This is a genomic window from Photorhabdus viridis, from assembly GCF_040256935.1.
GTDB classification, from domain to species: domain Bacteria; phylum Pseudomonadota; class Gammaproteobacteria; order Enterobacterales; family Enterobacteriaceae; genus Photorhabdus; species Photorhabdus viridis.
In genome coordinates, this window is record NZ_JBEJZY010000045.1 from 22,987 (window position 1) to 37,797 (window position 14,811).

The 14,811-nt window shown below is 41.8% G+C and carries 14 protein-coding genes and 1 tRNA gene; 9 read left to right on the plus strand and 6 right to left on the minus strand.

Translation table 11 applies throughout. From position 1 onward, the window contains the following. The first annotated feature begins 30 nt into the window (after positions 1–30). Positions 31–106 (plus strand) — tRNA-Lys (locus tag ABR397_RS17830). A 9-nt stretch (positions 107–115) separates the two neighbouring features. On the opposite strand, the gene ABR397_RS17835 is transcribed toward ABR397_RS17830, so the two are convergent. Then, a complete protein-coding gene (locus ABR397_RS17835; protein WP_350306902.1) occupies positions 116–967 on the minus strand; it encodes an aminoglycoside 6-adenylyltransferase in 852 nt (283 codons plus the stop codon). Between the two features lie 521 nt (positions 968–1,488). On the opposite strand from ABR397_RS17835, the gene nadA reads away from it, so the two are divergent. The 3 genes from nadA to aroG all read left to right on the plus strand — a co-directional run bounded on the left by nadA (position 1,489) and on the right by aroG (position 4,622). Next, entirely contained in the window at positions 1,489–2,541 is a 1,053-nt protein-coding gene (gene nadA / locus ABR397_RS17840) for a quinolinate synthase NadA (protein WP_350306903.1), read from the plus strand. A gap of 42 nt (positions 2,542–2,583) precedes the next feature. Further along, on the plus strand, positions 2,584–3,309 hold the full coding sequence (gene pnuC / locus ABR397_RS17845) for a nicotinamide riboside transporter PnuC (protein WP_350306904.1): 726 nt from the start codon (positions 2,584–2,586) through the stop codon (positions 3,307–3,309). Between the two features lie 260 nt (positions 3,310–3,569). After that, positions 3,570–4,622, plus strand: a complete 1,053-nt coding sequence (gene aroG / locus ABR397_RS17850) for a 3-deoxy-7-phosphoheptulonate synthase AroG (RefSeq protein WP_350306905.1) — start codon at positions 3,570–3,572, stop codon at positions 4,620–4,622. A gap of 93 nt (positions 4,623–4,715) precedes the next feature. Here aroG and gpmA read toward each other — a convergent pair whose 3' ends face one another. The 4 genes from gpmA to modE all read right to left on the minus strand — a co-directional run bounded on the left by gpmA (position 4,716) and on the right by modE (position 9,172). Further along, a complete protein-coding gene (gpmA, locus tag ABR397_RS17855) occupies positions 4,716–5,468 on the minus strand; it encodes a 2,3-diphosphoglycerate-dependent phosphoglycerate mutase (protein WP_350306906.1) in 753 nt (250 codons plus the stop codon). A gap of 168 nt (positions 5,469–5,636) precedes the next feature. Next, positions 5,637–6,461, minus strand: a complete 825-nt coding sequence (locus ABR397_RS17860) for a CPBP family intramembrane glutamic endopeptidase (RefSeq protein WP_407072887.1) — start codon at positions 6,459–6,461, stop codon at positions 5,637–5,639. A gap of 251 nt (positions 6,462–6,712) precedes the next feature. Further along, a complete protein-coding gene (gene modF / locus ABR397_RS17865; RefSeq protein WP_350306908.1) occupies positions 6,713–8,203 on the minus strand; it encodes a molybdate ABC transporter ATP-binding protein ModF in 1,491 nt (496 codons plus the stop codon). A gap of 177 nt (positions 8,204–8,380) precedes the next feature. After that, positions 8,381–9,172, minus strand: a complete 792-nt coding sequence (modE, locus tag ABR397_RS17870; protein ID WP_350306909.1) for a molybdenum-dependent transcriptional regulator — start codon at positions 9,170–9,172, stop codon at positions 8,381–8,383. Between the two features lie 183 nt (positions 9,173–9,355). On the opposite strand from modE, the gene ABR397_RS17875 reads away from it, so the two are divergent. From ABR397_RS17875 to modC, 4 genes are all read left to right on the plus strand, one after another. After that, entirely contained in the window at positions 9,356–9,490 is a 135-nt protein-coding gene (locus ABR397_RS17875) for an AcrZ family multidrug efflux pump-associated protein (RefSeq protein WP_071789454.1), read from the plus strand. A gap of 248 nt (positions 9,491–9,738) precedes the next feature. Beyond that, positions 9,739–10,509 (plus strand): molybdate ABC transporter substrate-binding protein, encoded by a 771-nt coding sequence (gene modA, locus ABR397_RS17880; protein ID WP_350306910.1) that lies wholly within the window; start codon positions 9,739–9,741, stop codon positions 10,507–10,509. Between the two features lie 16 nt (positions 10,510–10,525). Then, on the plus strand, positions 10,526–11,218 hold the full coding sequence (gene modB, locus ABR397_RS17885) for a molybdate ABC transporter permease subunit (RefSeq protein ID WP_350306915.1): 693 nt from the start codon (positions 10,526–10,528) through the stop codon (positions 11,216–11,218). Next, positions 11,212–12,276 (plus strand): molybdenum ABC transporter ATP-binding protein ModC, encoded by a 1,065-nt coding sequence (gene modC, locus ABR397_RS17890; RefSeq protein ID WP_350306911.1) that lies wholly within the window; start codon positions 11,212–11,214, stop codon positions 12,274–12,276. Before modB ends, modC begins: the two co-directional genes overlap by 7 nt. A gap of 130 nt (positions 12,277–12,406) precedes the next feature. On the opposite strand, the gene ABR397_RS17895 is transcribed toward modC, so the two are convergent. After that, complete coding sequence (locus ABR397_RS17895) at positions 12,407–13,225, minus strand: pyridoxal phosphatase (RefSeq protein WP_350306912.1); 819 nt, start codon at positions 13,223–13,225, stop codon at positions 12,407–12,409. A gap of 148 nt (positions 13,226–13,373) precedes the next feature. Between ABR397_RS17895 and pgl the strand changes: the two genes are divergently transcribed. Beyond that, positions 13,374–14,360, plus strand: a complete 987-nt coding sequence (pgl, locus tag ABR397_RS17900; RefSeq protein ID WP_350306913.1) for a 6-phosphogluconolactonase — start codon at positions 13,374–13,376, stop codon at positions 14,358–14,360. Positions 14,361–14,811: the final 451 nt, after the last annotated feature.

The window sequence follows — 14,811 nt, forward strand, 5'->3', positions numbered from 1 at the left end:
AAGCTTCACTCAAAACCAAATTCCTTAGATGGGTCGTTAGCTCAGTCGGTAGAGCAGTTGACTTTTAATCAATTGGTCGCAGGTTCGAATCCTGCACGACCCACCATCTTAGAGCTTAGCTCCCAATAACTTGTATAATATGCTTCCTAACCTTACCTGGTAGTTCACTATCGAACTTAAACCCCTTCATTTCAGCTATTTCAGCAGAAATCTCCGTATAAAGCTCTGTGGTTTCCAGCAATGCTCGTATTGCTTCTTCTTTGCCATAACTGCCAAAGATCCCTTGAATACGCTTGCTGAACTTCTCAGGCAGCCATTCATGCAAATGATGGCCGTTGTACCAGACATCCGTTTTTCCATCACTTTTTATCGAGACGTGCCACTCTATCATTGCCAGCAATAATTCTTTCATCTCATTATCCCTCATTCTTGCAGGCCATAAATCACCACGAGCGATATAAACAGGCACTTGTGTTGCCTCGAACCAAAACTCGCGTAGGTTTTCATTAAATTCTGCTGATGATGGAATATGCGATTTAGTCAATTGGTGAGTGATTTCAGGAAGCTCGTTTGTAAGGCCCGTCTTATCAAGGAGAACTTTATAGCCACGTTGATAGAGTTCATCCAAGCCTCTCTGTTTCATATCTTTCAGGCGTTCAACACTTGCCAGTGTGAAATCCACCTTACGACCGCCGCTAAAAACGACCAGACAAGTTGGCCAATCTGGTTCACCCTCTTTCTCATTAGCTAGATGCAATGCAACCATAACATCACCTAACTGCTTAAACCATAAATCGTTGCCTATTAATTCATCTGTTCCCGAACCAATCAGTTCTATATCCAGATCTGAGAATTTATCTACACGTGTGTTTCTGGCACGGGAACCTGTTTGGATAACTGTATCAATACGGGGATCGTTATGGGCAAAAGTCAGGATTTTTTCCAGAAGGATTACTGGGTCTTCCATTATATGAAGTTCCTATTTAACTTTAGTGATGTTTGATGGGTAAACCTAACCTCATAAATTAGCAGGTAATGTAATAACTTAATTTTTTTATCTGAAAACTAAAAATGAAAAAAGGTAATGTACCGTATTTTTGCGGTAAAATTTCATAATAGTATCGATATTCTTGCATGGGATTTCGAGATATATTCGCGACAAATGTACATATCTACACACCATCGAGACATTTTCTGAATCCCCATTTCTCGTAAAGCCGAAAGCGACTCCAAAATGTTGAATTATTTATTGCTGCCAATGATAAAAAAATGGTTAACCTTATAAGTAATAAGAACACAGTATTATTCTTTTCCTGAACTAGACTTTGATTTGTATGAATTGCAGGAGACTATTTCTACATATTCCACGATAAATTGCTATAAATTGATTATTTTGTTTAGTATATTAAACAAATCTAGGCAGATTTTCGGACTAAAAACCAAAATTATCGCTTTTTAAAACCATATACTAAACAGAGAGTCAGCGTAATGAACCAGTATATTGATTTTAATTCAACCATTTACCCATTCCCAACCAAACCTGCTTTTCTCAGTAAGGATGAAAAAGAACATTGCCGTGAAAAAATTAAACACCTACTGAAACAGCAGGATGCCGTTATGGTCGCACATTATTACACCGACCCTGAGATCCAAGCTTTAGCTGAAGAGACAGGAGGGTGTGTGGCAGATTCACTGGAAATGGCCCGTTTTGGCAGCAATCACTCAGCTTCTACTCTATTAGTGGCTGGAGTGCGATTTATGGGAGAAACCGCCAAAATTCTCAATCCGGAAAAGCGTGTTTTAATGCCGACGTTGGAAGCTGAGTGTTCGCTGGATCTGGGTTGCCCTGAAAAAGAATTTACTGAGTTTTGTGATAATAATCCGGATCGTACTGTGGTGGTTTATGCAAATACATCAGCAGCGGTTAAGGCACGGGCTGATTGGGTTGTGACTTCAAGTATTGCTGTTGAGCTGATTGATTATCTGGATAGTCAGGGGAAAAAGATAATTTGGGCGCCGGATCGCCATTTGGGAAATTATGTCCGTAAACAGACAGGAGCTGATATTCTTTGTTGGCAAGGTGCTTGTATTGTCCATGATGAATTTAAAACTCAGGCTTTAGTAAGAATGCAAGGTCTGCATCCTGATGCTGCGGTATTGGTTCATCCTGAATCACCACAAGCAGTTATTGATCTGGCTGATGCCGTTGGCTCAACCAGTCAGTTAATCAAAGCAGCGCAGTCTTTGCCGCATCAGAAGCTGATTGTGGCAACAGATAAAGGCATCTTTTATAAAATGCAGCAAACATGCCCAGGGAAGCAGTTATTTGAAGCGCCTACGGCTGGAGAAGGTGCGAGTTGCCGTAGTTGTGCCCATTGTCCGTGGATGGCAATGAATGGTTTACAAGCTATCGTTCAGGGATTGGCGCGGGGCGGGGTTCAGCATGAAATCTTTGTTAAAGAAGAGTTACGCGAAAAGGCGCTTATTCCTTTAAACAGGATGCTTGATTTTGCAACTCGGTTAAAATGGGAAAACAAATAATGGGTATAACTCTTTGTTGTCGATAATAATAGGATATAACAGATGGATTTTTTCAGTATTAACAATATATTAGTAAATATCCCACTGGGAAAAGGCGGTTATGATTTATCGTGGATTGAAGCAATAGGGACGATTGCTGGTTTGCTATGTATTTGGTTTGCAAGTCAGGAAAAGATAATTAACTATCTGTTTGGACTGATTAATGTCACATTATTTGCTGTGATTTTCTTCCAAATTCAACTTTATGCCAGTTTATTGCTGCAATTATTCTTTTTTGCTGCAAATATTTATGGCTGGTATGCTTGGAGCAGGGTTAATGATCAGCAGCAAATTGAACTTAAAATACGTTGGTTAAGCCTGAATAAGGCGTTAATAATTAGTCTGATTTCTGTGCTATTGATTGTTATTATGACTTTTAATATCGATCGGATCTTTGGCTCGTTGACTCAGATTGCCGTTACCATTATGCAAAAGTTTGATTTTAATGTTCAAATGCCGGTATTGGCGCCTGATGCATTCCCATTCTGGGATTCGACAATGACGGTGCTCTCTGTTGTGGCAATGATTCTGATGACTCGAAAATATGTTGAAAACTGGCTGGTATGGATGGTTATCAATGTGATAAGCGTTGTTATCTATTTCCATCAAGGCGTTTTGGCGATGTCGTTGCAGTATGTGATTCTCTTTGGCATTGCACTGAATGGCTCTCGTTTGTGGATTCAGGTAGCTAAGAAAAATCATTCGCAGCCATTATCCCGTATCGAATAATTTTTCAATGATGCCAGAGAATTGATTTGTCGATCTCTGGCATATTTTTAGGGATTTACTCTGATAATTCTCATTTCTAGAGATATTTCAATTATAAAAAACAGCTCAGATCACGTTTGACTATATTTTTCTATGTCTTTAGTTAAACACGGATTTATTTATTATCTACAAAGAATATTTACAGTTTGTCTTCTAACAGTTAGATTAAAATCACAAGATTGTTTTAAACAAATATACAGAGATGTGGATGAGAGAGGGTTATGAATTACCAGAATGACGATATAAGAATTAAAGAGATAAAAGAATTATTACCTCCTGTAGCACTACTTGAAAAATTTCCAGCAACTGAAAAGGCTGCATTTACAGTAAGTAAGGCTCGCAAAACTATTCATCAGATTTTGACTGGTGAAGATGATCGCCTGTTGGTTGTGATTGGTCCTTGTTCTATTCACGATCCTAAAGCGGCAATGGAATATGCTGGACGGTTGAATAAGTTGCGTGAAGAACTTAAAGACGATCTGGAAATTGTCATGCGAGTTTATTTTGAAAAACCGCGTACAACTATTGGTTGGAAAGGGCTAATTAATGACCCTCATATGAATCACAGCTTTGATATTAATGATGGTTTACGTCAGGCTCGTGAATTGTTGCGGGATATTAATGACATGGGGCTACCAGCTGCGGGTGAATATCTGGATATGATTTCTCCACAGTATTTGGCGGATTTGATGAGTTGGGGAGCAATCGGCGCTCGTACAACGGAGTCGCAGGTTCATCGTGAACTGGCTTCTGGACTCTCTTGTCCGGTTGGTTTTAAAAATGGCACTGATGGCGGGATAAAAGTTGCAATTGATGCTATTAATGCCGCAGGTTCGCCACACAGTTTCCTTTCTGTCACTAAGTGGGGATATTCAGCGATTGTGAATACCAGTGGAAATTCTGATTGCCATATTATCCTGCGTGGTGGTAGAGAACCAAACTATAGCGCTGAACATGTTATTGCCGTGAAGCAAAGCTTGGAAAAAGTCAGTTTGCCGACAAGAATTATGATTGATTTCAGTCATGCCAATAGTTCCAAGCAATTTAAAAAACAGATGGATGTGTGTTCAGATGTCAGTGGGCAAATTGCGGCCGGAGAGAAGGCGATTATTGGTGTTATGGTGGAAAGTCATTTAGAAGAAGGGAACCAGGACCCGGAGAGTGATCAGCCATTGGTATATGGTAAAAGTATTACCGATGCATGCATTGGTTGGGCTGACACTGAAATCTTGTTACGTCAATTATCGTTGGCGGTGAAAGCACGTCGTGGCTGATAACATGTTCGGGTGTAAAAAAACCGGAATGAATGATTCCGGTTTTTTATATTTGCTGAAAAAGTGCGATATCAGCAATTTATCGGTAATGAATTATTTCGCTTTACCCTGGTTTGCTACAGCGGCGGCTTTTGCTGCGATTTCATCAGCGTTACCCAGATAGTAACGCTTAATTGGTTTCATGTTTTCGTCGAATTCATAAACCAAAGGTACTGCTGTTGGAATGTTCAGTTCAAGGATGGCTTCTTCGCTCATGTTATCCAGATATTTAACCAGAGCGCGCAAAGAGTTACCGTGAGCAGCGATAATCACTTTTTCTCCTTTAGCAACACGAGGTTTGATAACGCCTTCCCAATAAGGGATTACGCGATCAATAGTTGTTGCCAGGCTTTCAGTCACGGGTAGCTCTTCTGGTTTCAGATTGGCGTAACGTGGATCATGGCCTGGAAAACGCTCATCATCTTGAGTTAAATCTGGTGGGGTGATAGCAAATCCACGACGCCACAGTTTAACTTGATCATCACCGTATTTAGCTGCGGTTTCTGATTTGTCCAGACCTTGCAGAGCACCATAATGGCGTTCATTCAGTTTCCAGCTTTTCTCAACAGGTAACCACTGTTGATCAACCTGATCCAGAATGTTCCACAGCGTGTGAATAGCGCGTTTCAGAACAGAGGTGTATGCGAAATCAAAAACAAAACCTTCTTCTTTCAGTAGCTGGCCTGCTTGTTGAGCTTCGGCGCGACCTTTTGCAGAAAGAGCGACGTCAGTCCAGCCAGTGAAACGGTTTTCTTTGTTCCACTCGCTTTCACCATGTCTTACCAGAACCAGTTTAGTTACAGCCATAGCTTAAACTCCTTAAAAAAACCAAACTTAATGATAAATGATAACTGCGCGCATTATATTGCCCTATACACCAGAACGGCAATCAATAGTCTGGTTCCATAACGTTATTTGCCTGAAAACCTTAAATTTTTGCAAATTACTGAATAGATACCGGGCAAGTTTGACACGTTATAGTGCTGTTACTAACTTGATGGGATAAGTAAAGAACAGCAAATGAACCAAATTAAGGACGAAATGGAACCCGACAGCGACCCACAGCCGGCCACTCCACATCCATGCCAGACCATATATTAATCCTGCGAGTGTAGCGAAAATCACCAGTAATAACCCCCCAGCGAAGTGTGCTCCACCAAAAATTAAGGCAGTGATGATCAGGGCAAAATAGGGGTTAACCCACTGACTCAACCTCTGTTGGATATAACCACGAAACAGCGCTTCTTCTGCCAGAGAAACAAAGAAAATATTTGCCAAAATAAACATCGGCAACCATTGCGGCATATGCAGTTCAATCGCAAGCCCTCCTAAGGCTGTTGCTATACCGAGTAGTACAGGAATGGCAACAGTCAAGATTATCCAAACATAAGGGCGAACCTTTGCCAGTGGTTTTGTGGTAAATAATCCAGGCATGCAACATAGCAGAAGGAAAGGGATAAGTGCCTTATCGAAGTTGAAATACATTGAGAATGGTGCACTATGAGGACCAACTTGAGCTTTATCGAGATATTTCAGGTTATGAAAACCTGGGATCAGATGCAGGAATAACGCGATGCCAAAAGCGAGCAATAGCAGCTCAGTTGCTATTTTGATGATGTTATTTTGCTGAAAATAGATACGTAGTGCACCTAATACGGAAATAATTGTGATAATGGCAATTGCCGGATAAATTATAACTTGCGTTATAAATCCGGTAACAACGGTGGCCAGTAGAACAAAAAGTGCAGTAGTGCGGTGTATAGCTAATAATGCCAGCGATGTGGCAAGTAAACCCCAAATCATATATGTCCTTTTGTTTTCAATAAGTTAAAAGATAATAATTGATGATAGCTATTATAAATGGTCAAAAAATAGTAACGTAAGATGATTAAATTGCGATGTTTTTTTCTCTGGTCGGAGAAGTGATTTTGTTGGTGACAATTATCCTTCAACCAAAATTTGTGTGGAAGAGGTTGCATTATTGGTGGGCTTAATCACTCACATGCATCATAGATCTGAGTTCAGTTTCAGATAGAGATTGGAACTTATCTTCAACTATCTGGATTAATTTCGGTAATTTTCTCTGTTTTATAACGATATATGTCACCATCAGGAATAAATATCAGCCGGTGAGTAATGCATTGCGGAGCATCTTCTTGATGATGAGAAACAAACAGTAACTGAGTACCACCGTCAGCAATCATGATATCAATAAAACGTAATATTAACTGACGGTTGAGTGGATCAAGCCCTTGCAGAGGTTCATCAAGAATCAATAAAGCCGGATGTTTAACCAGAGCTCGAGCTATCAGAACCAGCCGTTGTTGTCCCCATGAAAGGCTGTGAAACGGGCCGTTGGCAATCTGAGCGGATAATCCCAGTAAAGCCAGCCATTCATCGGTAAGTTGCTGCTGGCGATCTGATACTGCCTGGTAAAGACCTATTGAATCGAAGAAGCCGGACAGAATCACATTACGAACACTGGTACTGACGCGGTATTGCAGATGAATACTGTGACTGATATAGCCAATATGGCGTTTGATATCCCAAATCGTTTCGCCACTACCGCGCTGGCGACCAAACAGAACCAATTCATTACTGTAGCCTTGGGGATGATCTCCGGTAATCAGATTCAGGAGGGTTGATTTTCCAGCGCCGTTTTGACCGATAATCTGCCAGTGTTCACCCGGGTTTACCTGCCAGTCCAGTCCGTGCAAAATGGGTTGTTCGTTATATTGAACCACACCATTACGCAAGATAATCAAAGGTTGGTCAGGAGGTAACTGATCATCAATACGATATTCATCCGCTTCTGGTAAATGGATACCATCAAGTTTTTCGCTGTGCGCCAGTTGAGCAACCAGTGGATCCGCTATCACTTTTTCTTTTATGCCAGCAGATGTCAGATGGCAATCTGCCAGTACACCAATTTGATCAACAAAACCTGGGATTTCACTGAACCGGTTAAGGATAAGCACCAAAACGATGCCTTTTGCTGACAATGTTTCCAGTAATTCAGTAAGTTGACCACGGGCAAATGCATCAAGGCCATCAAAAGGTTCATCAAGGATCAGTAAATCAGGTGCAACCATCAGTGCTTGGCAAAGCAATGTTTTTCGGGTTTCGCCGGTAGAAAGATATTTAAAACGACGGGAAAGTAAATCCATAATACCGAACTGTTTCGCCAGTTCCAGACAAAGTTCATTATCTTTATGATGAAGTTGAATAATTTCCGCCGCAGTGCGGCCGGTGTCATCCTCATCGTCACTCAGCATATCTGTATTATTGCGTTGCCACTCTTTCTCAGTCAGTTTTTGTAATTGTTCTAAAGAGACACGGGCACATGTGCGAAATGAGCAATTTCGTTCGCCGGAAAGTTGTACTAATTCATTTGACAGCGCACGGGCCAATGATGATTTACCACTACCGTTAGCACCAACAAAAGCCCAGTTTTCACCGGAGGTAATTTTTAGTGACGGTAACTGCAAGGTTTGGGTATCACTTAAACGGAAACAGCCTTGCGTTATTTGCAATTCAGACATTTTTTATTCCTTTTTAAGCAACGCAAATATCTTCTCACAAATAAGCTGAATGACGCTGAATGTCAATATTAACTTTTAATTAACATTTAATGTCAGATATCAGGGGGATATGTGAGGTACACAACTGCATAATATCCCGGGATATTCCGAATTATTCAGTGATAATAGCGTCAATTTTCAACAAAGAGTTGCAATAATCACCTGATCAGCATTAAAAAGAGCAGTGATTTTATCTTTAGGATGCAGTTTCAGTTTATTAGCGCTTTGATTGGTCAGAGTAGAACAGAGGGTTTCACCACCATCAAGAACGATAAGAACTTCTGTGCTCTCTTTACCCGTTTCTATTTTACTCACCTGGCCTGTCAGGGAATTGTCAAAATGGCTGGTGGGAAGTTGCTCTTTAGTCAATGTTATCCAGGGCGCTTTAATTAGAGCCAATACCTCCTTACCTTTTATCAGACCAAGACGGTCAGCACTCTGTTCTGTCAATGCCGCATTCAGTGATGTTCGACCATCTGCCAGCAATATGCGGACATGTTGCTGCACCTGATGATGGTCGCGGTCAGTAATTGTGCCAAAGAATTGATTACGGGCGCTGGTTTGCAGAGAAAAACGGGAAATCGCAGCCAGCAAGCTATCGAGGGGAAGGGGATCCTCTTTCAGCACATCAAAGGCTTTTTGTTGAATTTGTACCAGTAAATCATAAAGTTGTAACAGACGTTCACCATAATGGGTAAGATTCGTCCCACCGCCGCCCTTGCCGCCAGTAGCACGATCCACTACTGTTTCATCTGCTAACTGGTTCATTTCATTGATGGCATCCCAGGCGCTTTTATAACTGATGCCAGCCAGCTTTGCCCCCTGGCTGATAGAACCCGTTGCTTTAATCTGTTTCAGTAATAATATTCGCCGTGGATCTGCGAATAACCGTTGCTGTAATTTCAATGTCAATAGAATTTCGGCTTGCATAATTGTTTTTTTCAGGAAATAAAATCGTGAATTTTTGTTGGCTAACCCGGAAAAACGCACGTTTAGCCGGTTATAGTTGTTTGTCTTTGTTTAGAATGGTACTAATTATAGCGCTATTACGCGCTATGGTTAAAAATGTGTTAAGTTGCCGGCTCATTTAATGAGCCACTATGTGAGGCTACCATGTTTGAGTTGATTAAAAGTATGGCTTTCTCCCTGGTCATGGTACCGGTAGTGATGGTCGGAATCTTAGGTTTAATTTATGCCCTGGGGGAATTGTTTAATATCATTTCCCGTATTGGACATTCTGAAAAGTAGAACTAATATTTCTTTGTACACCAGGTGCTATTCTGATTACCCGGTGATTCACCGGGTAATTTGTCTTAATTGCTCACAATCAGTTTATTTTGTTTATCCTGTTTTTCTATTACAGCATTTTACTTCAAATTAAATTAGATAGTAAAAGTTGCTCACAATTTGCCGATTATTAATGGGATAGTCTTCCATTTAGCGCTATATCTTGTTATATACAGCGAACCAATAAGTCATTAAGCAGGTGAAAATAGATGAAGAAGAGTTTTGCTAAACTATTAGCGGGAGTTATCGTTTCTTTTACTTTGGCGTGGCAGGTATGGGCTACGGAGAAAGTCACTGTATTTGCTGCTGCCTCACTGACCAATGCACTTGACGAGATTTCGATACAATATAAGCAAGAGAAAAAAGGTGACGTGGTGGCTTCCTATGCATCATCTTCTACTTTGGCCCGTCAGATTGAACAAGGCGCTCTGGCAGATATTTTTATTTCCGCTGACCAACAGTGGATGGATTACGTTGCCGGGAAGAAACTGATTATTGATAAAACTCGCTTTACTATTTTAGGAAATCAGCTAGTTCTGATTGCACCGAAAGAGAGCAAAATCAATAAAATTGACATTAATAAAGAGACCAAATGGAAATCTTTATTGGCTGATGGCCGCCTTGCTGTCGGTGATCCAGATCATGTTCCGGTAGGTATTTACGCTAAACAATCGCTGCAATATTTAGGGGCATGGGAGACGGTTAATTCTCTACTGGCCCGTACCAGTAATGTGCGCAGTGGTATGGCGCTGGTGGAACGTGCTGAAGCTCCATTGGGTATTGTTTATGCTTCAGATGCGGTTGCCAGTGATAAAGTCAAAGTTGTGGGGATTTTCCCGGCAGAGAGCCACAAGCCTGTTGAATACCCTATGGCGATCATCAAAGATCATAATAATCCCGCAGTTCTCAGTTTTTATGACTATCTGAAAACCCCAGAGGCCGCTGCAATTTTTAAACGTTACGGTTTTCACCCACTTTAGGAATAGATTTTTGGAGATGTTAAGTGAATACGAATGGCAAGCTATCATCCTGAGTCTGCAAGTTTCAGGTATGGCGGTGTTAATCAGTCTGCCATTTGGGATCTTGATGGCATGGATTCTGGTTCGTTTCCGGTTTCCGGGTAAATCATTGCTTGACAGTATTATTCATCTGCCATTGGTGTTGCCCCCTGTGGTAGTGGGATATCTGCTGCTGATCAGTATGGGACGTCGTGGATTCATTGGTGAATGGTTATATGACTGGTTTGGTATCAGCGTTGCATTCAGTTGGCGTGGTGCTGCATTAGCTTCTGCTGTTGTTGCTTTTCCGCTGATGGTCAGGGCGATACGTTTGGCGCTGGAAAATGTTGATCGGCGGTTGGAACAGGCTGCCCGTACCTTGGGGGCGAATCCATTCAGGGTCTTTTTTACTATTACATTACCGCTCTCTTTGCCCGGGATTATTGTTGGCACTATTCTGGCATTTGCCCGCTCATTGGGGGAATTTGGCGCAACCATCACCTTTGTATCCAATATTCCGGGTGAAACGCGGACAATCCCTTTGGCAATGTATACCCTGATTGAGACGCCTGGCGCAGAAACTGCCGCGGCTCGCTTGTGTATTATCGCCATTATTCTTGCGTTGATATCATTGATGATTTCTGAATGGCTAACCCGTTGGGGAAGGAAACGTCTGGGAGCAACATGTTAGAGCTGGATTTTGAACAACAACTTGGTGATCTTCATTTACAAGTTGACACGCAGTTATCCTCTGAGGGAATTACGGCTGTTTTTGGCCTTTCAGGTGCTGGAAAAACTTCACTGATAAATGTGATTGCGGGTTTGTTACGTCCACAGAAAGGGCGGGTTATTCTCAATGATCATGTGTTGGTGGATATTGAAAAAGGGATTTGCTTGCCGCCGGAGCAGCGCCGTATAGGTTATGTTTTTCAGGATGCCCGGCTGTTTCCTCATTACCGGGTAAAAGGTAATCTTCAATACGGAATATCTCCGGTGATGAAACCTGAGTTTGACAGCATTATTAATTTGTTGGGAATTGAGCACCTGCTATCCCGTTTTCCTCTTACCCTATCCGGTGGTGAAAAACAGCGGGTTGCTATTGGTCGCGCTTTATTGACTGCACCTGAATTGCTGTTAATGGATGAGCCATTGGCATCTTTGGATCTCCCGCGTAAGCGAGAACTCTTGCCTTATCTTGAAAGGCTTTCTCAGGATGTCAAAATCCCGATTTTGTATGTTAGCCATAATTTGGATGAAATTCTTCGTCTGGCTGAAAATGTGATCGTAATGGATAACGGGAAAGTCAGGGCGCCAGGGAAATTGGCCGAGGTTTGGGCTAGCAGCGCACTGCGTCCTTGGTTACAAAAAGAGACGCTCAGCAGCATTCTGAACGTTTCAATGGTCGAACATCATAATCGTTATGAAATGACCGCGGTAGCCTTTGCTGATAAGGTTTTATGGTTGCCTAAAATTGATGCTCAACCGGGAACTGATTTGCGTGTCAGGATAGATGCTTCAGATGTTTCATTAGTACTGGAACCGCCTCGCGGTAGTAGTATCCGTAATATTTTAGCCGCGAAAGTGGTTGAATTTTTTGATGATGATGACCAGGTTGATGTCAAACTGGCGCTGAGTGGTCATTATTTATGGGCAAGAATTACTCCGTGGGCAAGGGATGAACTTAATTTGCGGCAAGGGCAATGGCTTTACGCCCAGATAAAGAGCGTTTCTCTTAATCGGCAACTGTAGAATCTGATTTTTCATAAATGAATAAACGGGTCGTCAGTTGGAAGAGAGAAGATTGTCTGGGATAACAAGGGGTTCCCATGTGGGGTTGCCCCTGAGTGTGATTTATGGATATTGCTAATCAGACAAGAAATTAAAGGACATACTTGCGAATAATTTCGGCAATACCTGGTTGAGTATTATCCAACGTCACCAGATCGGCCCGTTCTTTGACTGCATCGACGCTGTTCCCCATAGCAACACCGAATCCGACGGTTTCCAGCATGCTCAGGTCATTACAATTGTCACCAAAGGCGATAACGTCCTGCATGCTCATTCCCTGTGATTCAACCCATTGTTTCAAACGCATGCCTTTACTGTTGCCTTTTTTGGTGATATCTACTTGATCAAACCATGACCATTCACACGCAAGATCGATATCATTTTCGATCTGTTCAGTGACTTCACGTAGTTTTACTAAATCAGGGGAACAGGTAGCGAATTTCCAGATAGACTGCACTTCACCAATAGCACGCTGAAAACTACTGACATGCTGCATATTCGGGCGTTGAGATTCAGGCAGGGTTTTAGACCATGTCATGGTACGGGCAATTGTGTCATGCAGTTCTTCATATAACATGGCATCATCCACATACATCAGACGGTGAATATCCGTGTTGTTTAAGTGGGAGAGAATTTTTATCGCTTCCTGAGATGACAGCGGATTTGAGGCTAATACACTTTTTTGATGATAATCATACAGATACGCCCCATTACAGCAGATGACCGGCGTATCGAGTTGCAAAGCCTGATAAAAAGGGTGGATAGCGACATGATGGCGGCCAGTCGCAATCAGCACCTTAACACCGGCTTTACGGGCTTCATTTAGTACAGTGAGTGATTCTGGCAGAATATTCTTTTGGGGACTCAGTAACGTACCGTCCAGATCTAAAGCAATGACGCGATATGACATAGATTAGCCTCATAACTATATAGAATGTAAAAGATATTACATTGGAACTGAATAAAGTTAAACCAATTGTGCGGTGAATTTAGCTGATAAAGTCGAAATTGAGTCATTACAGATCAATAAAATGGTAACGGATAATTAAGGAGTGAAGATGAAACAGGTGGTTTATACTGCGAGTCCAAACAGTCGGCAGATACATGTTTGGAACCTGAATAATGAAGGTGAATTATCGTTAATTCAGACAGTTGATGTTCCGGGAGAAGTACAGCCAATGGTGGTTAGCCCGGATAGCAAGCATCTTTATGTTGGAGTTCGGCCACAATTCAGTATTGTCACTTACCAGATTGGCCCTGATGGGAAGCTGGTACAGCAGGGAATTTCACCAATACCGGGTAGCCCGACACATATCGCTACTGACAGGCAAGGCCGTTTTCTATTCTCTGTTTCCTACAGTTATAACAACCTGAGTGTCAGCCCAATTAATGAGCAAGGTATTGCAGGCGCGCCTGTTCAGATTATTGAAGGCTTGCAAGCACCGCATTCAGCCAATATTGATTGGGATAATAAACAGCTATTAGTACCTTGTCTGAAAGAAGATCACATCCGAATTTTTGAGATGACAGAAGAGGGTTATCTGACAGAGAAGCGTGCTGAAGAAGTGGCTACAGCAACGGGGGCTGGCCCTCGTCATATGGCATTCCATCCGAATCAGCAGGTGATTTACTGCATTAATGAACTGGATTCTACAGTGGATGTTTATCGCAAATGGGAGAAATATCGGATTATTCAGACCATTGATTCATTGCCGGAAGATTTAGCGGGTGTTCGTTGGTCGGCGGATATTCATATTACACCGGATGGTCGTCATCTTTATACCTGTGAGCGTACTGCAAGTTTGATCAGCCATTTTATTATTTCACAAGATGGTCTTAATCTGACTTTGGCAGGTCACTATAAAACTGAAACTCAGCCGCGTGGTTTTGCTATCGATCATAGCGGAAAATACCTGATTACATCCGGTCAAAAGTCTGACCATATCTCGGTTTCCGCTATTGATAAATATACCGGTAAATTAACTGAATTAGCGCGTTATCCAGTTGGTAAAGCGCCGATGTGGGTGACGGTGCTGGCTCTTTGAGTTTGATAAGATTGCTGTGTAATGACGGCGATAATAGGTAGATGTAAGTACATCTCAGATTAATAACAAAGTGCCGGTCTTTTGGTCAGCACTTTGAACTATTGAAGATGGGTACAAAAATGATCTGACTATTTTTTAAGTAAAACCTGCCCACGTCCCATTAGCGTAATATGACTTCCCCAAAAATCATTTGGTGCGTAAAACGAATGTTGCCATTGATTGCAAATTCATTCGTGATACTCATATTTGATAAAAAATTATATCGTATATGTTAATTAATATGATGAATTACCAAAATCAATCAAGCTAATTTCTCCAATTTTCGGAATATTCCTATATCTTTTTAGCGAAAAACGCCGTAAACCCTCGCCCAGTGCGGGCGGGGATATAAGGCGAAAAGCCCGCAGGGCTTTAAAGATCAATCTGGCGTTGACTGACTCTGAACGTAGGC

Excerpts from the sequence above, each read along its gene's own strand:
- ABR397_RS17835 (WP_350306902.1), bottom strand. The coding sequence starts at position 967 with ATGGAAGACCCAGTAATCCTTCTGGAAAAAATCCTGACTTTTGCCCAT.
- nadA (WP_350306903.1), top strand. The coding sequence starts at position 1,489 with ATGAACCAGTATATTGATTTTAATTCAACCATTTACCCATTCCCAACC.
- pnuC (WP_350306904.1), top strand. The coding sequence starts at position 2,584 with ATGGATTTTTTCAGTATTAACAATATATTAGTAAATATCCCACTGGGA.
- aroG (WP_350306905.1), top strand. The coding sequence starts at position 3,570 with ATGAATTACCAGAATGACGATATAAGAATTAAAGAGATAAAAGAATTA.
- gpmA (WP_350306906.1), bottom strand. The coding sequence starts at position 5,468 with ATGGCTGTAACTAAACTGGTTCTGGTAAGACATGGTGAAAGCGAGTGG.
- modF (WP_350306908.1), bottom strand. The coding sequence starts at position 8,203 with ATGTCTGAATTGCAAATAACGCAAGGCTGTTTCCGTTTAAGTGATACC.
- modE (WP_350306909.1), bottom strand. The coding sequence starts at position 9,172 with ATGCAAGCCGAAATTCTATTGACATTGAAATTACAGCAACGGTTATTC.
- ABR397_RS17875 (WP_071789454.1), top strand. The coding sequence starts at position 9,356 with ATGTTTGAGTTGATTAAAAGTATGGCTTTCTCCCTGGTCATGGTACCG.
- modA (WP_350306910.1), top strand. The coding sequence starts at position 9,739 with ATGAAGAAGAGTTTTGCTAAACTATTAGCGGGAGTTATCGTTTCTTTT.
- modB (WP_350306915.1), top strand. The coding sequence starts at position 10,526 with ATGTTAAGTGAATACGAATGGCAAGCTATCATCCTGAGTCTGCAAGTT.
- modC (WP_350306911.1), top strand. The coding sequence starts at position 11,212 with ATGTTAGAGCTGGATTTTGAACAACAACTTGGTGATCTTCATTTACAA.
- ABR397_RS17895 (WP_350306912.1), bottom strand. The coding sequence starts at position 13,225 with ATGTCATATCGCGTCATTGCTTTAGATCTGGACGGTACGTTACTGAGT.
- pgl (WP_350306913.1), top strand. The coding sequence starts at position 13,374 with ATGAAACAGGTGGTTTATACTGCGAGTCCAAACAGTCGGCAGATACAT.